Source organism: Streptococcus oralis (assembly GCF_026782375.1).
Taxonomy (GTDB): Bacteria; Bacillota; Bacilli; order Lactobacillales; family Streptococcaceae; genus Streptococcus; species Streptococcus oralis_CL.
The window spans coordinates 154855-178521 of the sequence record NZ_JAKUWJ010000003.1 but is presented as its reverse complement, the minus strand read 5'-3'; the positions used below and the strand labels follow the sequence as shown (position 1 = coordinate 178521).

At 43.5% G+C, this 23667-nt stretch carries 25 protein-coding genes; 22 read left to right on the top strand and 3 right to left on the bottom strand.

All coding sequences use genetic code 11. The features are described from left to right. Positions 1 to 2: 2 nt before the first annotated feature. The 6 genes from MK409_RS07780 (at position 3) to MK409_RS07755 (ending at position 5874) form a co-directional block, all read left to right on the top strand. Positions 3 to 710: a CPBP family intramembrane glutamic endopeptidase gene (locus tag MK409_RS07780; RefSeq protein WP_268705915.1), complete on the top strand. Its 708-nt coding sequence runs from the start codon at positions 3 to 5 to the stop codon at positions 708 to 710. Positions 711 to 812: 102 nt separating this feature from the next. Beyond that, on the top strand, positions 813 to 1757 hold the full coding sequence (gene folP, locus MK409_RS07775; RefSeq protein WP_268705914.1) for a dihydropteroate synthase: 945 nt from the start codon (positions 813 to 815) through the stop codon (positions 1755 to 1757). Position 1758: 1 nt separating this feature from the next. Further along, positions 1759 to 3060 (top strand): bifunctional folylpolyglutamate synthase/dihydrofolate synthase, encoded by a 1302-nt coding sequence (locus MK409_RS07770; RefSeq protein WP_268705913.1) that lies wholly within the window; start codon positions 1759 to 1761, stop codon positions 3058 to 3060. A gap of 3 nt (positions 3061 to 3063) precedes the next feature. Next, a complete protein-coding gene (gene folE / locus MK409_RS07765; RefSeq protein WP_000380916.1) occupies positions 3064 to 3618 on the top strand; it encodes a GTP cyclohydrolase I FolE in 555 nt (184 codons plus the stop codon). A gap of 158 nt (positions 3619 to 3776) precedes the next feature. After that, a complete protein-coding gene (folK, locus tag MK409_RS07760; RefSeq protein WP_268705912.1) occupies positions 3777 to 4598 on the top strand; it encodes a 2-amino-4-hydroxy-6-hydroxymethyldihydropteridine diphosphokinase in 822 nt (273 codons plus the stop codon). Beyond that, entirely contained in the window at positions 4591 to 5874 is a 1284-nt protein-coding gene (locus MK409_RS07755) for a DUF308 domain-containing protein (RefSeq protein ID WP_268705911.1), read from the top strand. The genes folK and MK409_RS07755 overlap by 8 nt, the downstream gene beginning before the upstream one ends. A gap of 50 nt (positions 5875 to 5924) precedes the next feature. Here the strand turns inward: MK409_RS07755 and MK409_RS07750 are convergent, their stop codons facing one another. Further along, a complete protein-coding gene (locus MK409_RS07750) occupies positions 5925 to 6242 on the bottom strand; it encodes a DUF960 domain-containing protein (RefSeq protein WP_268705910.1) in 318 nt (105 codons plus the stop codon). A gap of 204 nt (positions 6243 to 6446) precedes the next feature. On the opposite strand from MK409_RS07750, the gene ccpA reads away from it, so the two are divergent. Further along, on the top strand, positions 6447 to 7457 hold the full coding sequence (ccpA, locus tag MK409_RS07745; protein WP_268702913.1) for a catabolite control protein A: 1011 nt from the start codon (positions 6447 to 6449) through the stop codon (positions 7455 to 7457). A 52-nt stretch (positions 7458 to 7509) separates the two neighbouring features. Here the strand turns inward: ccpA and MK409_RS07740 are convergent, their stop codons facing one another. Beyond that, a complete protein-coding gene (locus tag MK409_RS07740) occupies positions 7510 to 8472 on the bottom strand; it encodes an asparaginase (RefSeq protein WP_268705909.1) in 963 nt (320 codons plus the stop codon). Positions 8473 to 8537: 65 nt separating this feature from the next. Between MK409_RS07740 and MK409_RS07735 the strand changes: the two genes are divergently transcribed. Beyond that, on the top strand, positions 8538 to 9923 hold the full coding sequence (locus MK409_RS07735; RefSeq protein ID WP_268705908.1) for a Cof-type HAD-IIB family hydrolase: 1386 nt from the start codon (positions 8538 to 8540) through the stop codon (positions 9921 to 9923). A gap of 38 nt (positions 9924 to 9961) precedes the next feature. Here MK409_RS07735 and MK409_RS07730 read toward each other — a convergent pair whose 3' ends face one another. Beyond that, complete coding sequence (locus MK409_RS07730; protein ID WP_000079162.1) at positions 9962 to 10414, bottom strand: universal stress protein; 453 nt, start codon at positions 10412 to 10414, stop codon at positions 9962 to 9964. 166 nt (positions 10415 to 10580) lie between these two features. On the opposite strand from MK409_RS07730, the gene MK409_RS07725 reads away from it, so the two are divergent. From MK409_RS07725 to MK409_RS07660, 14 genes are all read left to right on the top strand, one after another. Next, positions 10581 to 10880, top strand: a complete 300-nt coding sequence (locus MK409_RS07725) for a hypothetical protein (protein WP_268705907.1) — start codon at positions 10581 to 10583, stop codon at positions 10878 to 10880. Between the two features lie 146 nt (positions 10881 to 11026). Continuing rightward, complete coding sequence (locus MK409_RS07720) at positions 11027 to 12241, top strand: pyridoxal phosphate-dependent aminotransferase (RefSeq protein WP_268705906.1); 1215 nt, start codon at positions 11027 to 11029, stop codon at positions 12239 to 12241. Between the two features lie 144 nt (positions 12242 to 12385). Then, complete coding sequence (gene rpmH, locus MK409_RS07715; protein ID WP_000831905.1) at positions 12386 to 12520, top strand: 50S ribosomal protein L34; 135 nt, start codon at positions 12386 to 12388, stop codon at positions 12518 to 12520. Between the two features lie 143 nt (positions 12521 to 12663). Then, positions 12664 to 14628, top strand: a complete 1965-nt coding sequence (locus MK409_RS07710; RefSeq protein WP_268705905.1) for a peptide ABC transporter substrate-binding protein — start codon at positions 12664 to 12666, stop codon at positions 14626 to 14628. Positions 14629 to 14708: 80 nt separating this feature from the next. Further along, positions 14709 to 15485, top strand: a complete 777-nt coding sequence (locus MK409_RS07705) for a TatD family hydrolase (RefSeq protein ID WP_268705904.1) — start codon at positions 14709 to 14711, stop codon at positions 15483 to 15485. Further along, entirely contained in the window at positions 15482 to 16048 is a 567-nt protein-coding gene (rnmV, locus tag MK409_RS07700) for a ribonuclease M5 (protein ID WP_268705903.1), read from the top strand. Before MK409_RS07705 ends, rnmV begins: the two co-directional genes overlap by 4 nt. A 65-nt stretch (positions 16049 to 16113) precedes the next feature. Further along, positions 16114 to 16986 carry a 16S rRNA (adenine(1518)-N(6)/adenine(1519)-N(6))-dimethyltransferase RsmA gene (rsmA, locus tag MK409_RS07695; protein WP_268705902.1) on the top strand — a complete coding sequence of 291 codons (873 nt, stop codon included), beginning with the start codon at positions 16114 to 16116 and terminating at the stop codon, positions 16984 to 16986. A gap of 1 nt (position 16987) precedes the next feature. Further along, positions 16988 to 17866, top strand: a complete 879-nt coding sequence (gene rsgA, locus MK409_RS07690; RefSeq protein WP_268705928.1) for a ribosome small subunit-dependent GTPase A — start codon at positions 16988 to 16990, stop codon at positions 17864 to 17866. A 10-nt stretch (positions 17867 to 17876) separates the two neighbouring features. Continuing rightward, the gene (gene rpe, locus MK409_RS07685) at positions 17877 to 18533 is read left to right on the top strand and encodes a ribulose-phosphate 3-epimerase (protein WP_268705901.1); all 657 of its coding nucleotides are present in this window, start codon (positions 17877 to 17879) and stop codon (positions 18531 to 18533) included. Beyond that, positions 18496 to 19158, top strand: coding sequence for a thiamine diphosphokinase (locus tag MK409_RS07680; RefSeq protein ID WP_268705900.1), 663 nt, complete (start codon positions 18496 to 18498; stop codon positions 19156 to 19158). The genes rpe and MK409_RS07680 overlap by 38 nt, the downstream gene beginning before the upstream one ends. Position 19159: 1 nt before the next feature. After that, positions 19160 to 20416: a DNA recombination protein RmuC gene (gene rmuC, locus MK409_RS07675; protein WP_268705899.1), complete on the top strand. Its 1257-nt coding sequence runs from the start codon at positions 19160 to 19162 to the stop codon at positions 20414 to 20416. Beyond that, positions 20406 to 21347, top strand: a complete 942-nt coding sequence (locus tag MK409_RS07670) for a 3'-5' exoribonuclease YhaM family protein (protein WP_268705898.1) — start codon at positions 20406 to 20408, stop codon at positions 21345 to 21347. The genes rmuC and MK409_RS07670 overlap by 11 nt, the downstream gene beginning before the upstream one ends. A 104-nt stretch (positions 21348 to 21451) precedes the next feature. Further along, on the top strand, positions 21452 to 22279 hold the full coding sequence (gene purR, locus MK409_RS07665) for a pur operon repressor (protein ID WP_002874197.1): 828 nt from the start codon (positions 21452 to 21454) through the stop codon (positions 22277 to 22279). Positions 22280 to 22345: 66 nt separating this feature from the next. Then, positions 22346 to 23602: a diaminopimelate decarboxylase gene (locus MK409_RS07660; RefSeq protein WP_268705897.1), complete on the top strand. Its 1257-nt coding sequence runs from the start codon at positions 22346 to 22348 to the stop codon at positions 23600 to 23602. The last annotated feature ends 65 nt before the right edge of the window (positions 23603 to 23667 follow it).

The following is a 23667-nucleotide window of genomic DNA, read 5'->3' as shown; positions in this document are numbered from 1 at the left end:
AGATGAAAGAAAAGACAATTTGGCAAGAGATTTTGAACAGAGGAATGTGGGTCCTCATTCTTTTAGTGGCTTTAATTCTAGCGCAAGTTCCTTTAGGGCTATCTTTTTGGTTAGCTTCTAATCAATTTCCACTTTTACAATCAGGGCTCTTAGTCGGTGCTCTATCCATTGTTATTTTGACTGTCTTTATTTTGGGTGCTCGAAAAACACAACTTGCCACTTTTAATCTGTCCTTTTTTAAGGCCAAAGACTTGGCTCGCTTGGTGTTGAGTTACCTAGTGATTTTTGCTAACAATTTGTTTGGTGCAGCTTTGCTTCGCATGACGAATGAGACGACAACGAGCAATCAATCAACTATTAACAGTCTGGTCGAAAATAGTTCCTTGATTGCCACTTTTTTCATGCTAGTCTTGATTGCGCCGATTTGTGAGGAAATTTTGTGTCGTGGGATTATTCCTAAAAAAATCTTCCGAGGTAAGGAAAAACTTGGCTTTGTTGTTGGGGCAATTGTCTTTGCCTTACTCCATACTCCAACCAATCTACCTTCTGTACTTATTTATGGAGGGATGTCAACAGTTCTAACTTGGACAGCCTATAAGACAGAACGTTTAGAGATGTCCATCCTGCTTCATATGATTCTAAATGGTGTAGCCTTTTGTTTGATAGCTATATTGGTGTTGATTAGTAGAAATCTAGGTCTATCATTCTAAACCATTGGCCGCTTGGAAAAGATGAATGCTTGCGTATCCATCTTTTTCTTTTTATGGTAAAATAGAGAAATAATGTGGTGAAAAAACTTGAGGAGTGACCCTATGTCCAATAAAGCTAGTCAGGCAAAAACAGCCATTTGCGGAATTATCAATGTAACCCCAGATTCCTTTTCGGATGGTGGTCAGTTTTTTGCTGTTGACCAGGCGCTTCAGCAAGCCCGTAAATTGATAGATGAAGGGGCGAGTATGCTAGATATCGGAGGAGAATCGACTCGTCCTGGAAGTAGCTATGTTGAGATAGAAGAAGAGATCCAACGTGTTGTTCCAGTTATCAAAGCTATTCGCAAGGAAAGTGATGTCCTCATTTCCATCGATACATGGAAGAGTCAGGTGGCAGAGGCTGCTTTGGAAGCTGGTGCCAATCTTGTCAATGATATCACTGGACTCATGGGAGATGAGAAAATGGCTCAGGTGGTTGCCAAAGCGGGAGCGCAAGTGGTCATCATGTTTAATCCAGTCATGGCTCGACCTCAACACCCTAGTTCGCTCATATTTCCTCGTTTTGGTTTTGGGCAAGCATTTACAGAGAAAGAGTTAGCTGACTTTGAAAAAATGTCAATCGAAGATTTGTTGAAGGCTTTCTTTGAACGAGCTTTGGCGAGAGCGGTTCAAGCTGGGATTGCAAAAGATAAGATCATGTTGGATCCGGGGATTGGTTTTGGTCTCACCAAGAAGGAAAATCTACTTCTTCTACGGGACCTTGATAAATTGCATCAGCAGGGCTATCCAATCTTTCTTGGTGTTTCGCGCAAGCGGTTTGTTATCAATATCCTTGAGGAGAATGGCTTCGAAGTCAATCCTGAGACAGAAGTCGGTTTCCGAAATCGGGACACCGCTTCGGCTCATGTGACTAGTATCGCTGCGAGACAGGGTGTAGAAGTAGTGCGCGTGCATGATGTAGCCAGTCACAGGATGGCAGTTGAAATTGCGTCAGCTATTCGTTTGGCAGATGATGCAGAAAATTTAGATTTAAAACAATACAAATAAGATGAACGAAATTGAAAACAATCAGTGGATCGCCCACTATCGAACAGACCAACCAAATTTTGGTTTGGAGAGAATGGTGGAACTCTTGGCACTGAGAGGCAATCCCCATCTCAAACTCAAGGTCATCCATATTGGAGGGACCAATGGCAAGGGCTCGACCATTGCTTTTTTGAAAAATATGCTCGTAAAGCTAGGTCTGAGAGTAGGTGTGTTCAGTTCGCCCTATCTCATTCATTACACAGACCAGATTAGCATCAACGGGGAATCCATCCCAGAAGCTAGACTAGAAGCCCTGATGGCAGACTATGAGTCTTTGCTTGAGGGGGAGAAGAGCGCTGTTTTACAAGGAACGACCGAGTTTGAGATTATCACTGCCCTAGCCTATGATTATTTTGCCGCTGAAAAAGTTGATGTGGCCATCATGGAAGTCGGCATGGGTGGACTTCTGGATAGCACCAATGTCTGTCAGCCCATTCTGACAGGAATTACGACTATTGGCTTGGACCATGTAGCCCTGCTTGGTGATACTGTAGAGGCCATAGCAGAACAGAAAGCTGGTATTATCAAACAAGGCATTCCTTTGGTGACAGGTCGCATTGCTCCAGAAGCCTTGGCTGTTATTGACCGCATTGCGGAAGGGAAAGATGCGCTGAGAATTGCCTATGGAACAGATTATCAGGTTGGTCATCAAGAAAGTGTGGTGACAGGCGAGGCCTTTGACTATACAAGTCCTGTCAGACAAGGTCGCTTTCAAACAGGTCTACTTGGTTTGCATCAGATCGAGAATGCAGGGATGGCACTTGCTCTTCTAGACATTTATTGCCAAGAGATTGGGCAAGAATTAGCTAGCAATGACTTGCTTGCTCAAGCCTTGGAGGAAACCAGATGGCCAGGGCGGTTGGAGGTTCTGTCTGGCGACCCTATGATGATTTTGGATGGGGCTCATAATCCCCATGCTATCAAGGCTTTGTTAACTACTTTACAAGAACGCTTTGCGGATTATCATAAGGAAATCCTCTTTACTTGTATCAAAACCAAGGCTTTGGAGGATATGTTGGATTTGCTAGAGACGGTGCCGGATAGTCAACTGACTCTGACTTATTTTGATGATAGTCGGGCGACGGATGAGAAAGTGATGCAAGAAGTTGCAGCTTCTCGAAATCTCAACTACCAAAGTTGGCAGGATTTTCTAGAGCAGAAATTGACAGGTAAAAATGAAGAGAAACAAACAGTTAGGATTGTCACGGGTTCCTTGTATTTCTTGAGCCAAGTGAGAGCCTACCTAATGGAGAGGAATAACTAGAGAATGGATACACAAAAAATTGAAGCAGCTGTAAAAATGATTATCGAGGCTGTAGGAGAGGATGCTAACCGCGAGGGCTTGCAGGAGACACCTGCTCGCGTAGCCCGCATGTACCAAGAGATTTTTTCAGGTCTTGGTCAGACTGCGGAGGAACATTTGTCAAAATCCTTTGAGATTATCGACGATAATATGGTGGTGGAGAAGGATATCTTTTTCCACACCATGTGTGAACACCACTTCTTGCCCTTTTATGGGAGAGCGCACATTGCCTACATTCCAGATGGTCGTGTGGCAGGCTTGTCCAAGCTAGCCCGTACGGTTGAAGTCTATTCTAAAAAACCACAGATTCAAGAACGTTTGAATATCGAAGTGGCTGATGCCTTGATGGACTATCTAGGGGCTAAGGGAGCCTTTGTTGTCATTGAAGCAGAGCATATGTGTATGAGCATGCGTGGTGTCAGAAAACCAGGCACTGCAACCTTGACCACTGTAGCCCGTGGCCTATTTGAGACGGATAAGGACCTAAGAGATCAGGCTTATCGTTTAATGGGACTATAATACTCTTCGAAAATCAAATTCAAACCACGTCAGCTTCCATCTGCAACCTCAAAACAGTGTTTTGAGCAGCCTGCGGCTAGCTTCCTAGTTTGCACTTTGATTTTCATTGAGTATAAAAAGAATCCGCTATAAGCGAATTTTTATAGAAAGGACTAGTTATGGATCAGCTAAAGATTAAAGATTTGGAAATATTTGCTTATCACGGACTCTTTCCAAGTGAGAAGGAATTGGGGCAAAAGTTTGTTATTTCCGCACGCTTATCCTATGATATGACCAAGGCGGCGACTGAGTTAGATTTGGCTTCTTCTGTCCACTATGGAGAACTTTGCCAACAGTGGAAGACTTGGTTTCAGGAAAGCACTGAGGATTTGATTGAAACGGTAGCCTACAAACTAGTAGAGCGTACCTTTGAGACCTATCCTCTTGTCCAAGAAATTGAACTGGAACTCAAAAAACCTTGGGCGCCAGTCCACTTGCCCCTTGATACCTGCTCGGTAACCATCCACCGTCGCAAGCAACGTGCCTTTATCGCCCTAGGAAGCAATATGGGCGATAAGCAAGCCAACTTGGAACAAGCTATCGACAAACTGCGAACTCGCGGCATCCATATTCTCAAAGAATCCAGTGTTTTGACGACGGAGCCTTGGGGCGGTGTGGAGCAAGATACTTTTGCCAATCAGGTGATTGAAGTAGAAACCTGGCTACCAGCACCAGTCTTGTTAGAGAACTTGTTAAGCATTGAGGCAGAGATGGGACGGGTTCGAGAAGTGCATTGGGGACCACGTTTGATTGATTTGGACTTGCTCTTTGTGGAGGACCAGGTCATTTATACAGACGACCTCATCTTGCCTCACCCTTATGTAGCAGAACGCCTCTTTGTCCTTGAGTCTCTGCAAGAAATAGCTCCCCATTTTATCCATCCAAACTTAAAACAACCGATTCGTTGCTTGGTTGACCAGTTGGAGCAAGGAGATGCCTAAGCTTTCTGAGACTTATAGCAAGTGGAAGAGTATCGGGGAGGGACTACTTGCTATTGTTTTAGGGCTTCTCCTGATTCGTTTTGGACAAGTTATTCCGCGAATGGGGTATCAGTTGCTGATGACTTACTTTTCCTTGTCAGCAGTTTGGCACTTGTTGACTCGTTGGTTTCAGGATAAACAGCGTAGGGAAAACATCTTTGTAACCTTGGCCAAGCTGGTGGTTGCTGCTCTCTTATTTGATTCTATCATTTTACAAGACCTGACCCTCTACCTCCTGGTGTTTATCATTGCGAGTTACCAGCTGTTTACGGGCGTCATTAGTCTTGTGACTTGGTTTCTCTATCGAAAAAATGCCATTCATCCTCGGCTTCATCATTTCTTCGATGCTGTATGGATGATAGGATTTGGTCTTTATAGCATTTCTCCTTTTCACGATGCGGCGAATTTTGAATTGCTCTTACTTGGATTTTACTTGCTCATGCTAGGGGCCAGTAGTCTTCGGGATGGTTTCTTTTTTGAAAAGATAGAAAACAATCCCAAGCTGAAACGACGTATGCGAATGACTCTGCCGATCTTTGTGACGGCTTTGATCCCTATCAGCACCTTGCGAAAACTAAATGAGTGGCTGTCAAATCATGAAAGCCAAGAATGGGAAGTTCATTCAGAAAGAAAAAATGATCAGGTAGTTGATCTAGAAATTTTTATTCATACCTCAGAAACCTCTTTCTTCCTCGCTATGGGACATGTGGATATTTGTTACCAAGGGAAGGTTATTTCCTATGGCTCTTATGATCCTCACTCGGAGCGTTTATTCGGCATGGTTGGAGACGGTGTCTTGTTTAAGGCCAATCGGGAAAAATACATCGAGCTCTGTAAGAGGGAAAGTCAGAAGACCTTGTTTGCTTATGGTCTAAGTTTGACAGAACAACAGAAAGATGCTATCCAAGCTCGTTTAGAAGAAATAGAAGATTTGTTAATTCCTTGGGAGCCGAGCTCTCAGTTGATGAAAAGAAGAGAAGGTGAGGTCAAGCATACCTACTCCTACCAACTGAAGCAAGAAGCGGATGCGACCCTCTATAAATTTAGCTCATCCGAGTTTAAGACCTACTTTGTTCTCAGTACCAATTGTGTCTTGCTGGCAGACTCAATCGTGGGAAAAGCTGGGACGGATATATTAAGTCCCCAAGGTTTCATTGTACCGGGGACTTACCAGGATTACCTTGATTTAGAGTACACAAAACCCAATGGTCTAGTTGTTAGTCGCTCCATTTATTAAAAAAAGAAAACTCTAGTTCCTCAGCAGTTTACGCCGAGAAGCTAGAGTTTTTAAAATAGGTCATTTTCTTCTGGAAGGAGAATGGTTTCTTTACCGTCCGTGTCTAAAACAAGGACCCTAGGAGGGTAAAGGGGATCGAAAGGATGATTGAAATCAAAATCGATGCTAGTCGGAAGGTTTTGACTAGAGAAATGGAAGGTAATGGTCCCCTCGTTGTTGAGAATCTGAAATTCGAGTTCTTCTTCTAATTCAAAGACATTTTTCAAAAAATGATCGATAATGAACCATAAAGAGTCAATAACATCGTCGGGTAGACTGGTCACAACACCAAAACTGGCGGAACGTCTCTGTTTATTTGTAAAAGCCATGTTTCCTTCCTCCTTTTATTTTTCTTATCATACAGTAAAAAAGCTGAAAAATCAAGGAATCCTGCTTGTTTTTTCAAAATGAGAATAGACTGTGAAATTTTTTCAAAGTTTCTCTAAAAAATACTTGAAAGTGTTTACAATAAGTGATAAAATGGAGTAAGCAGATGCGTGAAAGCGAAATTTTCAATATAGAAAGGAAACGGAATGAACACAGATGATACAGTAACGATTTATGACGTTGCCCGTGAAGCAGGAGTTTCAATGGCAACAGTTAGCCGTGTCGTTAATGGCAACAAGAATGTTAAAGAGAACACTCGAAAAAAAGTCCTCGAAGTGATTGAACGCTTGGACTATCGTCCAAATGCGGTCGCTCGTGGTTTGGCTAGTAAGAAAACAACGACAGTCGGAGTTGTGATTCCTAACATTACCAATGGTTATTTCTCAACACTTGCTAAGGGGATTGATGACATTGCTGAAATGTACAAGTATAACATTGTCCTAGCAAATAGTGATGAGGATGATGAAAAGGAAGTTTCAGTGGTTAACACGCTCTTTTCAAAACAAGTCGATGGGATTATTTTTATGGGCTATCACTTGACTGAAAAGATTCGTTCAGAATTTTCTCGTTCACGAACGCCGGTTGTTCTTGCAGGTACGGTGGATGTAGAACACCAACTTCCAAGTGTGAATATTGACTACAAACAAGCCACGATTGACGCAGTGAGCTATCTTCTTAAAGAAAATGAGAAAATTGCCTTTGTGAGTGGCCCACTTGTTGATGATATCAATGGCAAGGTTCGTTTGATTGGTTATAAGGAAGCTTTGAAAAAAGCAGGAGTCCCTTATAGCGAGGGCTTAGTCTTTGAATCAAAATATAGCTATAACGATGGTTATGCCTTGGCAGAACGGTTGGTTTCATCACAAGCCACAGCTGCAGTTGTGACCGGTGACGAATTGGCAGCAGGTGTGCTAAATGGTTTATCAGATCATGGTGTTTCAGTGCCAGAAGAGTTTGAAATCATTACGACGGATGACTCTCAAATTGCACGATACACCCGTCCAAACTTGACGACAGTTGCCCAACCGCTTTATGATTTGGGGGCTATCAGCATGCGTATGTTGACTAAGATTATGCATAAGGAAGAATTGGAAGAGCGCGAAGTTCTCCTACCTCATGGTTTGACAGAACGTCGTTCTACACGAAAACGCAAATAAAAAAATCAGGGAATCGTGAAGATTTCCTGATTTTGCTTTCTAGAGAAGAGGATTAGCCTTCCATATAGTCTTTTAAGGCTCGTCCTTTTAGTCCAGCATTAAGGGCAATTAATAATTTGAGGCGCGCTTTTTGAGCGTTGAGTTCTTTGACAAAGAGAACGCCAGACTCTTGCAACTGCACTCCCCCCCCTTGGTAGGCGTAGACGGGCTCGGCAATCCCGTTAAAGCAACGTGAAACCAAGGCGACTGGAATTCCTTTTTGGAGGAGAGTTTCTAATTTTTGGGCTGTTTCTTTGGGAACATTTCCAGCTCCAAAAGCTTGAATGACTAACCCATCTAGGTGCTCTAAATCCAGCATGTCGATCAGTTCATCGGTCATACCTGCATAAGCGGAGATGATAGGCACCAGACCTTGTATGCAATCAAGATCAAAGCGAACTCGTGGCTCGGCTGTTTTGAAGTAGAGGATTTCTTGCTTCATGACGAGGCCGAGAGGCCCGTGAGTAGGAGTTTGAAAGGTCCCGACGTTGGTGGTATGGGTTTTGGTGACGTACTTGGCTGCGTGGATTTCATCGTTCATAACGACCAGGACACCCTTGTCAGCTGACTTGTCATCGCTGGCGACTCGTAAAGCACTCAGATAGTTATAAACGCCATCGCTACCGAGTTCGTTGGAACTACGCATAGCTCCGGTTAGAACGATGGGCATGTTGGGGATTTTCATGGTATCAAGGAAGTAGGCTGTTTCTTCCAAAGTGTCCGTCCCATGTGTAATCACAACCCCATCGTAGTTGTCTGCTTCCTCTTTAATCTTATGGTAGAGGGCTAGCATGTGTTTGGGTTTGATATGGGGGCTCGGTAGGTTAAAAAAGTCTAGGGCATGGACTTCTATCCCTTTAAGAGGATTGGTGACATGGTTCATGGGATTGTCCTGGCTGGTCACAACTGCGCCAGAGGCGTCTGCTTGCATGGAAATAGTCCCACCTGTATGTAAAACAAGGATTTTCTTAGGCATGAATTACTCACTCTTTCTGAAATGTGGTATAATCATTGTAACACAAAAGGGGAGAATGGGATAGGATGGAAGTCAAAGCTGTTTTTTTTGATATCGATGGAACGCTAGTCAACGATCGTAAGAGTGTTTTGAAATCCACTAAGGACGCAATTCGGATCGTTAAAGAACAAGGGGTGCTTGTTGGAGTGGCGACAGGACGGGGACCTTTCTTTGTCAAGGAATTGATGGAAGACTTGGACTTGGATTTTGCAGTGACCTACAACGGCCAATACATTTTTAATAAAGAAAAGGTACTCTTTGCAAGCCCAATCGCTAAGTCAAGTCTACGTCAACTGATTGCTTATGCTAAAAAGGAGCGTAAAGAAATCGCTCTTGGAACGGAGCATGCAGTAGTTGGCTCTAAAATTATGTCCTTTGGTCTCGGATCCTTTTCACAGCTGGTGAGCCGTTTTATCCCGACTGCCTTAACAAGAACCGTTAGCCGTTCCTTTAATCGAATGGTTAGCAAGGCAGTCCCTCAAAAGGAAGATGACCTGCTTCGTTTGATAAATGAGCCAATCTATCAAGTGTTAATGCTGATGACTCCAGAAGAATCTGAGAAAGCTGCCAGTGATTTTGAAGATTTGAAATTGACTCGAAGCAATCCTTTCGCAGCAGATATCATCAACCAAGGGAATTCAAAATTAGAAGGCATTCGCCTAATTGGGAAAGAATATGGTTTCGACCTCAACCAAGTCATGGCCTTCGGAGATTCAGACAATGACCTGGAAATGTTGGCGGGTGTCGGTATGTCTGTGGCTATGGGAAATGGCAGTAACAGCGTCAAAGAGGTTGCCAAACACATCACTGCAAGTAACCAACAAGATGGTATCCACAAGGCACTCGAACATTTTGGTGTTTTAGCAGCAGAAAAGGTATTTGTCAGTCGGGACTACCACTTCAATAAGGTCAAAACCTTCCACCACATGATGGATGAACGAACCCAAGAAGAACCACGGGCCTGGGATGTTGAAGGAGCGACCCACCGTGCAGACTTTAAAATTGAAGAATTAGTAGAGTTTGTTCGTGCAGCAAGTTCTTCAGAGGAAGAATTCCAGCAGTCGCTTGCAAGTATGCACGAGGCGATTGATAAGGCTGCAGAGAAAGTGGTGAAAAAGACACCGGCCCAAAAAGATTTGATTGGGCAAGTTGATGCCTTGATCGATACTCTCTACTTTACCTATGGTAGCTTTGTCTTAATGGGAGTAGATCCGGAACGTATCTTTGATATTGTTCACGAGGCGAATATGGGGAAAGTGTTCCCTGATGGAAAAGCTCATTTTGATCCAGTTACACATAAAATTTTAAAACCAGATGACTGGGATGAACACTATGCCCCGGAAGCTGCGATTCGAAAAGAGATCCAACGCCAGATGAAGGCCTATGAGCGCCACAAAGAAAAACAGAAATAAGTCATAAAAAAAGGAGCTCCGTGCTCCTTTTTTTATGATTACAATGTTTTTTCACTTTCTCTCACGACCAGCAAGTCGACTTTCGCATGACGGAGAATGTACTCAGATGAAGAGCCAACCAAGAGGCGTTCAAAGGCATTGAGCCCTGTTGCACCAACGAGTATCAGATCGACATTTTCTGCGTCTGGAATAGTACGGGCAAGGAGGGTTTTTGGATTTCCCATTTCGATGACGATGTGAATATCGGTCACACCAGCATCTCTTGCGCGCTTTTCGTACTCCTTCATCAGACTTTCAGCGTCGACTTGGAGTTCTTCGTAAACTTCAGCATCAAAGGTAGACACGCTTTGAAGAGCGCGTGTGTCAATAACATGGGCAATGGTGAGCTTGGATTCGTTACGTAGAGCAGTGTAAACACCTTTGACGAAAGCCAAGTCTGCTTCTTTAGAACCATCAATTGCGACCATAACATTTTGGTAACGTTGTGCCATAATGAAACCTCCTGAAATTTTCTTACTGTTATTGTAACCCTTTTCACTAAAGAAGTAAAGCAAAAATCAGATTTAAATAAATATGATTGGAGATTCAATTTGGTGGAGATATGTTAAAATAAAAGAAAACGGGATAGTAGAAAACACAGCGAGGGGATGAGAAAGCATGAAAGATTTTGTTCAAGCTTCTAAAAAAATAAGTTTTCTTTATCATGGAATTATCCTTGCGTCACTTGTAGGTGAAGTAGTGATGCTTTGGCAGCTAGAGAAGGTTATTCCGATTCTTTATCCAGGATTTGTGGGATTTTTACTTTTTCATTTGGTTTATCATCTAATCCTATATTTAGTAGCCAAAAGAAGTGGGCACATGGACTATTTGGTCACGTGGGGCTTGTTTCTTATGTTTAATCTTTTGTATGATTCTTTTTTAGCTTTGGTCTTTCTTGGTCTGTCTTTTGGCATGTGATAGGACTTAGCTAAAGGATCAATCTTCTATGTCCGAAGGGTTTCGCATTTAGCGAGACTTTTCTTTTGTTGGCTTGTTTCAGAAAACTTGTCGCATGGCCTGTCTAGTGGTATAATGTTACTATCCTGATGAATTGAGGAAAAAAGATGAAAGAATTTAACAAGTCTAGTAAGTTAGAGCATGTGGCTTATGATATTCGTGGTCCGGTTTTGGAAGAAGCCATGCGGATGCGCGCAAATGGTGAAAAGATTTTGCGTCTAAATACAGGGAATCCTGCTGAATTTGGTTTTACAGCACCTGATGAGGTCATTCATGATTTGATTATGAATGCGCGTGATAGTGAAGGTTACTCTGATTCTAAGGGTATTTTTTCAGCACGTAAGGCTATTATGCAGTATTGCCAACTGAAAAAATTTCCAAACGTGGGCATCGACGACATCTACCTAGGTAACGGTGTCAGTGAGCTGATTGTTATGTCTATGCAAGGGCTTTTGGATAACGGTGATGAAGTCTTGGTACCTATGCCAGACTATCCTCTCTGGACGGCTGCTGTCAGCTTGGCTGGAGGAAATGCTGTTCACTATATCTGTGATGAAGAAGCAGAATGGTACCCTGATCTGGAGGATATTAAATCTAAGATTAGCTCTAATACCAAGGCCATTGTCCTTATCAATCCAAATAACCCGACGGGAGCTCTCTATCCTAAGGAACTCTTATTAGATATTATCGAGATTGCGCGCCAGCATGATTTGATCATCTTTGCGGACGAAATCTATGACCGCATGGTGATGGACGGACATGTGCATACACCTGTAGCAAGTCTGGCTCCAGATGTCTTCTGCGTCAGCATGAATGGTCTGTCAAAATCTCACCGTATCGCAGGTTTTCGTGTAGGCTGGATGGTCTTGTCTGGACCTAAGACTCATGTTAAGGGCTATATCGAAGGGCTCAATATGCTGTCAAATATGCGCCTTTGCTCCAACGTTTTGGCCCAGCAAGTTGTACAAACCTCGCTAGGAGGTCACCAGTCAGTGGACGAATTGCTCCTTCCTGGTGGTCGAATCTATGAGCAAAGAAACTTTATCTATAATGCCATTCAAGATATTCCAGGTTTATCTGCAGTCAAGCCTAAGGCGGGTCTTTATATCTTCCCTAAAATTGACCGTAATATGTACCGCATCGATGATGATGAGCAGTTTGTCCTCAATTTCTTGAAACAAGAAAAGGTTCTTTTGGTTCATGGTCGCGGTTTTAACTGGAAGGAACCAGACCATTTCCGTATCGTTTACCTTCCTCGTGTGGATGAATTGGCACAAATCCAAGAAAAGATGACACGTTTCTTGAGTCAGTATCGTAGATAGGGCTTTCATAGGAAAAGCTAGAAAACATTTGCTTGGAGCTATTGACAAAAGTGGCAGAATCAGATAGAATAGTAAAGTATGTTTAGTAACTGATCACTTTATAGCCGGCTAAACGAATACAAAATCTATGAGGAGGTATTCATCGTGAAACGTACTTATCAACCAAGTAAACTTCGTCGTGCGCGCAAACACGGATTCCGTAACCGTATGTCAACTAAAAACGGTCGTCGCGTATTGGCAGCTCGTCGTCGTAAAGGACGCAAAGTTTTGGCTGCTTAATCCAAACGAATTCAACAAAGAAGTCAGTAGGAACTCGAGTCTACTGGCTTTTCTTTTTTCCTATAATACCAGTCTGAAAATGCTTTATATTTTTGCTGAAATGGTGTATAATATTTCATATACTATAAAAATGGAGAACAGATATGAAGAAATCACAAGCCCTTCTACTAGGAGCTGGAATTCTGAGTGCAAGCTTTTTGATGGCAGCTTGTGGCTCAACGCAGTCAAATGCTGCAGATAAAACCTACTCATATGTATTTGCAAGTAACCCAGATACATTAGACTATATCACTTCAACACGTGGTTCGACCTCTAGTATTACGACAAACTTGATCGATGGTTTGTTGGAAAATGATAAGTACGGGAACCTCGTTCCTTCTATGGCAGAGTCATGGACAGTATCAAAAGATGGTTTGACCTATACCTACAAAATCCGCCAAGGAGCTAAGTGGTATACCTCTGAGGGAGAAGAATATGCTGAAGTGACAGCTCATGACTTTGTGACCGGTCTGAAGTATGCAGCTGATAAAAAGGCTGAAAACTTGTATTTGGTCCAAGACTCAATCAAAGGTTTGGCAGACTATGTTGAGGGGAAAACATCTGACTTTGAGACTGTTGGAGTCAAGGCTGTGGATGATTATACTCTTCAATACACTTTGAACAAGCCGGAATCTTATTGGAATTCGAAGACAACCGGGGGGATTTTGAGCCCTGTCAATGAAGCCTTTTTGAAATCTAAGGGAGATGACTTTGGAAGTGTAACGCCTTCTAGCATCCTGTCCAATGGGCCATACTTGTTCAAGTCTTTCACATCAAAATCTTTAATTGAGTTTGAAAAGAACCCTAATTACTGGGATAAGGACAATGTGAAGATTGAGAAGGTAAAACTTTCCTTCTATGATGGTTCAGACCAAGATAGTTTGGCTCGAGCATTCTTAGAAGGTAACTACACAGACGGACGTATCTTCCCGACAAGTTCTGTCTTTGACCAGCTGAAAAAAGGGAATGAGGATAAGATTACTTATACTCCTCAAAACGCTGTGACCTTCTATTATCTTTTCAATGTCAACCGTCAAAGTTACAATCAAACCATGAAACAGACGGATAAAGAAAAGACGGATTCACGTCTAGCTATGCAAAATAAAGATTTCCGTCAGGCGATTAACTTTGCCTTTGACCGTCATGCCTACGCTGCGCAGACAAATGGAGAAGATGGAGCTGACCGTATTCTTCGAAACACAGTCACACCGAGCAACTTTGTTCAAATCGGAGGCAAAAACTTCGGGGATGCTGTCAATGAAAAGATAGTCAACTATGGTACAGAGTGGTCAAATATCAATCTGAACGACGCGCAACCTGCCTTCTTGAATGCTGATAAAGCCAAGGCAGAATTCGCTAAAGCCAAAGAAAGTTTGCAGGCAGAAGGTGTTACCTTCCCGATCCATTTAGATATGTTGGTTGACCAGACTGCCAAGTTAGACGTACAGCAAGCAAGTTCTTTCAAGCAGACGGTTGAAGAAACACTTGGATCAGACAATATTGTTATCGATGTGATTCAATTGTCTCCAGACGAGAAAGACAATGCAACCTTCTTTGCTGATACAGCTGAACAAAAGGACTATGACATCGACATCTCAGGCTGGAGCGGAGATTACTCTGATCCTAAGACCTATCTTGACCTCTTGGATCCAGAATCTGGTTCTCAGTTAAAAAATCTTGGTTTGACCCCAGGAAAAGACAATGATGTCAAGGAAAAAATTGATCTATCTACCTATAAGAAGTTGTTGGATGTGGCAGAAAATGAGGTTGAAAATACTCAGGCTCGCTATGAAAAATTTGCTGAAGTTCAAGCTTGGCTAACAGATAGTGCTCTTTTCCTACCCGTTCAAAGTGGTGGAGCTAATCCAATCTTCCGTAAGACTGTGCCATTCACAGGAGCCTTCTCATTTGTCGGACACAAAGGGGATGCGGACAACTACAAGTATGTTGAGTTGCAAAAGGATCCCGTAACTGCGAAACAGTATCAAGAGCTTTATGAAAAATGGCAAAAAGAAAAAGCTGATTCCAACAAAAAAGCTCAAGAAGATCTAGCGAAGCATGTAGAATAAAGAAAAAAATGGAGAAAGAAGGTTTTACCTCTCTTTCTCTTTTTTGGTATAATAGAGGGAAGAAAACGAGGTTAGAAGAGATGATATTTGATACGCATACACATTTAAATATAGAAGAATTTGCAGGAAGGGAAGATGAAGAATTAGCCCTAGCTGCTGAGATGGGTGTGACCCGGATGAATATTGTTGGTTTTGACAAGCCGACCATTGAACGTGCCCTAAAATTGGTAGATGAGTATGAGCAACTCTACGCAACTATTGGCTGGCATCCGACTGAAGCAGGGACATACACAGACGAGGTCGAAGCTTACTTGCTTGAAAAGTTAAAACATCCCAAAGCAGTTGCCTTGGGTGAGATTGGTCTGGACTATCACTGGATGACAGCATCTAAGGAAGTGCAGGAGCAGGTTTTTCGCCGTCAGATTCAGTTATCCAAGGACTTAAATTTACCTTTTGTGGTCCATACCCGTGATGCGTTAGAAGATACTTATGAGATCATCAAGAGCGAGGGCGTTGGTTCTCGTGGTGGCATCATGCATTCATTCTCGGGCTCTCTTGAGTGGGCTGAAAAGTTTGTTGAGCTTGGCATGACCATTTCCTTCTCAGGAGTGGTGACCTTTAAGAAAGCGACGGATATCCAAGAAGCTGCCAGAGAACTTCCTTTGGACAAGATGTTGGTAGAAACAGATGCCCCTTACTTGGCACCAGTTCCTAAACGGGGTCGCGAAAACAAAACAGCCTATACTCGCTATGTGGTGGACTTTATCGCTGACTTGCGTGGCATGACGACAGAAGAATTAGCTGCTGTGACAAGTGCCAATGCTGAGCGTATTTTTGGATTGGAAAAACAATCATGAAAGAGAAAATTTCCCAAGTCATCGTGGTCGAAGGACGGGATGATACAGCTAATCTCAAACGTTATTTTGACGTAGAGACCTATGAGACACGAGGTTCCGCAATCAATAATCAAGATATAGAGCGAATTCAACGCTTGCATGAACTGCATGGAGTCATTGTCTTTACAGATCCTGACTTTAACGGTGAGCGCATTCGTCGCATGATTATGACGGCCATTCCGACAGTTCAGCATGCCTTTCTCAAACGAGATGAAGCGGTTCCCAAGTCCAAGACCAAGGGGCGTTCACTGGGAATCGAACACGCCAGCTATGAGGACCTAAAAACAGCTCTGGCTCAGGTGACAGAACAATTTGAAAATGAGAACGAGTTTGACATTAGTCGGAGTGATTTGATTCGCCTTGGTTTCCTAGCAGGAGCGGATAGTCGAAAACGCAGAGAATATATAGGAGAAAGCCTCCGTATCGGCTATTCCAACGGCAAGCAGTTGCTTAAGCGCTTAGAGTTGTTTGGAGTAACCTTGGCAGAAGTGGAAGAGGTGATGAAATCTTATGATAATAGTTGAGCAGACCTCAAAATGCATGGGGAATGTGTTACAATAGTAGTAACAGATAATAGAAAAGAGAACAGATGAGAATTGCAGATTACAGCGTGACCAAGGCAGTGCTGGAGCGTCACGGTTTTACCTTTAAAAAGTCCTTCGGGCAAAATTTCCTGACGGATACCAATATCCTTCAAAAAATCGTGGATACGGCTGAAATTAATGATCAGGTTAATGTCATTGAAATCGGGCCAGGGATTGGTGCCTTGACAGAATTTTTGGCTGAGCGCGCAGCTCAAGTCATGGCCTTTGAGATCGACCACCGTTTGATGCCAATTCTAGCGGATACTCTGCGTGATTTTGACAATGTTACCGTAGTCAACGAGGACATTCTCAAGGTCGATTTGGCGCAGCATATTCAGAATTTCAAAAATCCTGACCTGCCCATTAAGGTGGTAGCCAACTTGCCTTACTATATCACGACACCTATTCTCATGCACTTGATTGAAAGTGGCATTCCTTTTAGTGAGTTTGTGGTCATGATGCAGAAAGAAGTGGCAGATCGTATCTCCGCTCAACCCAATACCAAGGCTTACGGTAGTTTGTCGATTGCTGTCCAGTATTACATGACAGCCAAGGTTGCCTTTATCGTGCCTCGTACGGTCTTTGTGCCAGCACCAAATGTGGATTCGGCCATCTTGAAAATGGTGCGCCGTCCAGATCCAGCCGTAGCAGTCGAAGATGAGAATTTCTTCTTTAAGGTTTCCAAGGCTAGTTTCACTCATCGTCGCAAGACCTTGTGGAACAACTTAACAGGCTACTTTGGCAAGACCGAAGAAGTCAAGGATAAGCTGACCAAGGCTTTGGACCAAGCAGGCTTGTCACCAAGTGTGCGTGGGGAAGCACTAAGCTTGGAAGAATTTGCTAGCCTTTCAGATGCGCTTAAAGGACAAGGACTCTAAGATGCAGGGACAAATCATTAAAGCCTTGGCGGGCTTCTACTATGTGGAGAGTGACGGTCAGGTTTATCAAACACGCGCGCGTGGAAATTTCCGTAAAAAAGGTCATACACCCTATGTTGGGGATTGGGTAGATTTTTCTGCGGAGGAAAATTCTGAAGGTTATATTCTCAAGATTCACGAACGGAAAAACAGTCTGGTCCGTCCACCTATTGTCAATATTGACCAAGCTGTGGTGATCATGTCCGTCAAGGAACCGGAGTTCAACAGCAATTTGCTGGATCGCTTCTTGGTACTCTTAGAACACAAGGGCATCCATCCTATTGTCTATATTTCTAAAATGGACTTGCTGGAAGATAGAGGAGAACTGGATTTTTACCAGCAAACTTACGGTGCCATTGGCTATGACTTTGTGACTAATAAAGAAGAACTCTTGCCATTTTTGACAAACAAGGTGACGGTCTTTATGGGGCAGACAGGCGTTGGAAAATCAACCCTTCTCAATAAAATCGCACCGGACCTCAATCTTGAAACAGGAGAAATCTCTGATAGTCTAGGCCGTGGTCGTCATACCACTCGAGCTGTTAGTTTTTACAATCTCAATGGCGGGAAAATCGCAGACACACCAGGATTTTCATCGCTGGATTACGAAGTATCAACGGCTGAAGACCTCAATCAGGCTTTTCCAGAGATTGCTAGTGTCAGTCGAGACTGTAAATTCCGTACCTGTACCCATACCCATGAGCCGTCCTGTGCAGTCAAGCCAGCAGTAGAGGAAGGTATCATTGCCAGCTTCCGTTTTGACAATTACCTGCAATTCCTCAGTGAGATTGAAAATCGCAGAGAAACCTATAAAAAAGTCAGCAAAAAAATTCCAAAATAAGGAGAAACCGATGTCTCAATACAAGATTGCTCCGTCAATTCTGGCAGCAGATTATGCCAACTTTGAACGTGAAATCAAACACCTAGAAGCAACTGGGGCAGAATATGCCCATATCGATATCATGGATGGTCACTTTGTACCTCAGATCAGCTTTGGTGCAGGTGTGGTTGAAGCTCTTCGTCCCCATAGCAAGATGGTCTTTGACTGCCACTTGATGGTGGCTAATCCTGAGCACCATTTAGAGGACTTTGCGCGTGCAGGTGCAGATATCATCAGCATTCATGTCGAAGCAACGCCTCATATCCATGGTGCTCTTCAAAAGATTCGTTCTCTAGGTGTCAAGCCTTCTGTTGTCGTTAACCCTGGTACACCGGTTGAAACTATCAAACACGTACTTCACCTAGTGGACCAAGTCCTCGTCATGACGGTTAACCCTGGCTTCGGCGGGCAAGCCTTTCTACCTGAAACCATGGATAAGATTCGTGAGTTGGTTACCCTTCGTGAGGAAAAAGGCTTGAATTTTGAGATCGAAGTCGATGGTGGGATTGATGATCAAACCATTTCTCAAGCTAAAGAAGCTGGTGCTACAGTTTTTGTAGCAGGGTCTTATGTCTTTAAGGGAGATGTCAATGAACGAGTGCAAACGCTCAGAAAACAACTGGACTAGGGTTGCTGTTTTTGCAGGTGGAGACCGTGGTCATTATCGGACGGATTTTGATTGCTTTGTCGGTGTGGATCGAGGATCGCTCTGGGTCTTGGAAGAAGATCTTCCTCTGGCTCTAGCAGTTGGAGATTTTGATTCTGTCACTGCAGACGAACGTCAGTTGATTCATGCACGTGCTCAGCATTTCGTTCAAGCCCAGCCAGAAAAGGATGATACGGATCTGGAATTGGCTCTCTTAACCGTCTTTGAGCAAAATCCTCAGGCTCAGGTCACTATTTTCGGTGCTTTGGGTGGCCGTATTGACCATATGTTGGCCAATGTCTTTCTGCCTAGCAATCCCAAGTTAGCACCCTATATGCGCCAGATAGAGATTGAGGATGGGCAAAATGTGATTAGCTATTGTCCAGAAGGAACCAGTCAGCTTGAACCGCGTTCGGACTATGACTATCTAGCCTTTCTGCCGGTTCGGGATAGCCAGTTGACCATTCTCGGTGCCAAGTATGAGTTGACTGAGGAGAATTTTTTCTTTAGAAAAGTGTACGCTTCTAACGAATATATAGATAGGGAAGTTTCGGTGACTTGCCCAGATGGCTATGTAGTCGTACTGCACAGCAAGGACAGGAGGTAGGATGGAGACTGTATTATTACTATTATTAATTGCCAACCTAGCTGGACTCTTTCTCATTTGGCAAAGGCAGGATAAGCAAGAGAAACACCTAAGCAAGAGCTTGGAGGATCAGGCAGACAATCTTTCAGATCAACTGGATTATCGCTTTGAACAAGCCAGACAAGCTAGCCAGCTAGATCAAAAAGACTTGGAAGTGGCTGTTAGTGACCGCTTGCAGGAAGTACGAATGGAATTGCATCAAGGCTTGACTCAAGTCCGTCAAGAAATGACAGATAATCTCTTGCAAACCAGAGACAAGACCGACCAACGTCTCCAAGCTTTGCAGGAATCAAATGAGCAACGCCTAGAACAAATGCGTCAAACGGTTGAGGAAAAGTTAGAAAAAACCTTGCAGACACGCTTGCAGGCTTCCTTCGAAACAGTCTCCAAACAACTGGAATCTGTCAATCGCGGCCTTGGAGAAATGCAGACAGTTGCCCGCGATGTCGGAGCCCTCAATAAGGTTCTCTCAGGAACCAAAACGAGAGGTATTCTGGGTGAATTGCAACTGGGGCAAATCATCGAAGACATCATGACGCCTACCCAGTACGAACGAGAATATGCAACGGTTGAAAACTCCAGTGAACGAGTGGAATACGCCATCAAGTTGCCTGGGCAAGGCGACCAGGAATACGTCTATCTACCAATTGACTCCAAGTTTCCACTGGCAGATTATTACCGCCTAGAAGAAGCCTATGAATCAGGTGATAAGGACGAGATTGAACGCTGTCGCAAATCTCTCTTGACAAGCGTTAAGCGTTTCGCCAAGGATATCAAGAGCAAGTATATAGCGCCGCCTCGGACGACCAATTTTGGAGTCTTGTTTGTTCCGACAGAAGGTCTTTATTCAGAAATCGTCCGCAATCCGGTCTTCTTTGATGATTTGAGACGGGAAGAGCAGATTATCGTTGCAGGACCAAGTACCCTATCAGCCCTGCTCAACTCCCTATCGGTTGGCTTCAAAACTCTCAATATCCAAAAGAGTGCCGACCATATCAGTAAGACCCTTGCTAGCGTTAAGACTGAGTTTGGCAAGTTCGGGGGGATTTTGGTTAAGGCACAAAAACATCTTCAACATGCCTCTGGCAATATTGATGAATTATTAAACCGTCGCACCACAGCTATTGAGCGGACGCTCCGTCACATTGAGTTATCAGAAGGTGAGCCTGCGCTTGATCTACTCCATTTCCAAGAAGATGAGGAAGAATATGAAGATTAGTCACATGAAAAAAGATGAGCTGTTTGAAGGGTTTTACCTGATCAAATCAGCTGACCTGAGACAGACACGAGCTGGGAAAAACTACCTAGCCTTTACCTTCCAAGACGATAGTGGCGAGATTGAAGGAAAACTCTGGGATGCTCAGCCTCATAACGTTGAGGCCTTTACCGCAGGGAAAGTGGTCCACATGCAGGGGCGCAGAGAAGTTTATAATAATACTCCTCAAGTCAATCAAATCACTCTCCGCCTGCCTCAGCCTGGCGAACCCAATGATCCAGCTGACTTCAAGGTCAAGTCACCAGTCGATATCAAGGAAATCCGTGACTACATGTCGCAAATGATTTTCAAAATTGAAAATCCTGTCTGGCAACGTATCGTTCGCAGTCTCTACACCAAGTATGATAAGGAATTCTACTCCTATCCAGCTGCAAAAACCAACCACCATGCCTTTGAAACGGGTTTGGCTTTTCACACGGCAACCATGGTGCGCTTGGCAGATGCCATTAGCGATATCTATCCTCAGCTCAATAAGAGCTTGCTCTATGCCGGGATTATGTTGCACGACTTGGCCAAGGTTCTAGAACTCAGCGGTCCTGATCAGACGGAGTACACAGTGCGAGGCAATCTCATCGGTCATATCGCCCTAATTGATAGCGAAATTACCAAATCAGTCATGGAGCTTGGCATCGATGACACTCGAGAAGAAGTCGTTCTTCTACGCCATGTTATCCTCAGTCACCATGGATTACTCGAGTATGGTAGTCCTGTTCGTCCTCGTGTGATGGAAGCTGAAATCATTCATATGATCGATAATCTCGATGCCAGCATGATGATGATGACAACAGCTCTTGCTTTGGTGGATAAAGGAGAAATGACCAACAAAATCTTCGCCATGGACAATCGTTCCTTCTATAAACCAGATTTAGATTAATAATTTAAGAAAAACGAGCATTTTTTACACAAGAATGTTCGTTTTTTTATGTGAATATGGTATAATGGATAAAATATCAAAATTAAATGGAATGGTAAATAAAAATGAAATTAAGAAGAAGTGATCGGATGGTTGTCATTTCCAACTATTTGATTAATAATCCATACAAACTAACCAGTCTCAATACCTTTGCGGAAAAGTACGAATCAGCTAAATCATCTATCTCAGAGGACATCGTGATTATCAAGCGTGCCTTTGAGGAAATCGAAATCGGCCATATCCAGACAGTGACTGGAGCAGGTGGTGGCGTTATCTTTACACCATCAATTTCGAGCCATGAAGCTAAAGAAATGATCGCAGACTTGCGTGATAAGCTTTCAGAAAGCGACCGTATCTTGCCAGGTGGCTACATCTACCTATCTGATTTGCTTAGTACGCCTGCCATTTTGAAAAATATTGGTCGTATCATTGCCAAGAGTTTTATGGACCAAAAAATCGATGCCGTTATGACAGTAGCAACAAAGGGTGTTCCGCTTGCAAATGCAGTTGCCAATGTCCTCAACGTTCCTTTTGTTATCGTGCGTCGTGATTTGAAAATTACTGAAGGTTCAACAGTCAGCGTCAACTATGTATCAGGATCAAGTGGCGACCGCATTGAGAAAATGTTCCTTTCAAAACGCAGTCTCAAGGCAGGCAGTCGTGTCTTGATCGTGGATGACTTCTTGAAAGGTGGCGGAACTGTCAACGGGATGATTAGTCTCTTGCGTGAGTTCGATTCTGAACTAGCTGGTGTCGCAGTCTTTGCAGACAATGCCCAAGAAGAACGTGAAAAGCAGTTTGATTACAAGTCACTCTTGAAAGTAACCAATATTGATGTCAAGAACCAATCCATCGATGTCGAGATTGGAAATATCTTTGACGAAGACAAATAAGAGATAGAACTAAAGGTTGGAACGATTGTCCCAGCCTTTCTTTGCAAACAGAATAGAAGGAAGCTTATGAAAACACCATTTATCAGCCGAGAAGATTTAGAAACGATTGTTTCCGAATTCCCGACTCCCTTTCACTTATATGACGAGAAGGGGATTCGTGAAAAAGCAAGAGCGGTCAACCAAGCTTTTTCCTGGAACGAGGGCTTTAAGGAATATTTTGCAGTCAAGGCCACCCCAACACCAGCCATCTTGAAAATTCTCAAAGAGGAAGGCTGTGGTGTGGACTGTTCTAGTTATGTAGAGCTCTTGATGAGCCATAAACTTGGATTTGCAGGTCCTGAGATTATGTTCTCATCAAACAATACGCCAGACCAAGAGTACGCTTATGCCCATGAATTAGGTGCGACCATTAACTTGGATGCCTTTGAAGACATTGAACATCTGGAGCGAGCGGCAGGCATTCCAGAAATCATCTCTTGCCGTTACAACCCTGGAGGCGTTTTTGAGCTAGGAACAGATATCATGGACAATCCCGGGGAAGCTAAGTTTGGCATGACCAAGAATCAACTCTTTGAAGCTTTTGCCATCTTAAAGGAAAAAGGAGCTAGGACTTTTGGGATTCATTCCTTCCTAGCATCCAATACCGTGACCCATCTCTACTATCCAGAGTTGGCACGTCAACTCTTTGAATTGGCTGTTGAAATCAAAGAAAAATTGGGCATTTTACTGGACTTTGTTAACCTTTCTGGCGGAATCGGTGTCAACTATCGCCCAGACCAGGAGCCAAATGATATTGCGATGATTGGTGAGGGTGTGCGTAAGGTGTATGAAGAAGTCCTTACGCCAGCAGGTCTTGGTCAGGTCAAGATTTTCACTGAATTGGGCCGCTTTATGTTGGCACCTCACGGAGTTCTCGTCACCAAGGTAACTCATAAAAAGAAAACCTACCGTACCTATCTGGGTGTGGATGCCTCAGCAGTCAACCTCATGCGCCCAGCCATGTACGGCGTCTATCATCATATCAGCAATCTGACGCAACCAGACGGACCAGTGGAGGTCGTAGATGTGGTTGGATCGCTCTGTGAAAATAATGATAAATTTGCCGTTAACCGCGAACTACCTCATACAGAAATCGGTGATTTGCTGGTGATTCATGATACAGGTGCACATGGATTCTCCATGGGTTACCAGTACAATGCCAAACTACGCTCGGCAGAAATCCTCTATACCGAAGAAGGAAATGCTCGCCAAATCCGCCGTGCAGAGCGTCCTGAGGACTATTTCGCAACCTTGTATGGTTTTGATTTTGAACCAGATCACTAAAAGGGTATGAAAATGAAAGTGAAAAACAGATTGCTTTCTAAAAAATAGACAAAAAACCTTGTTTT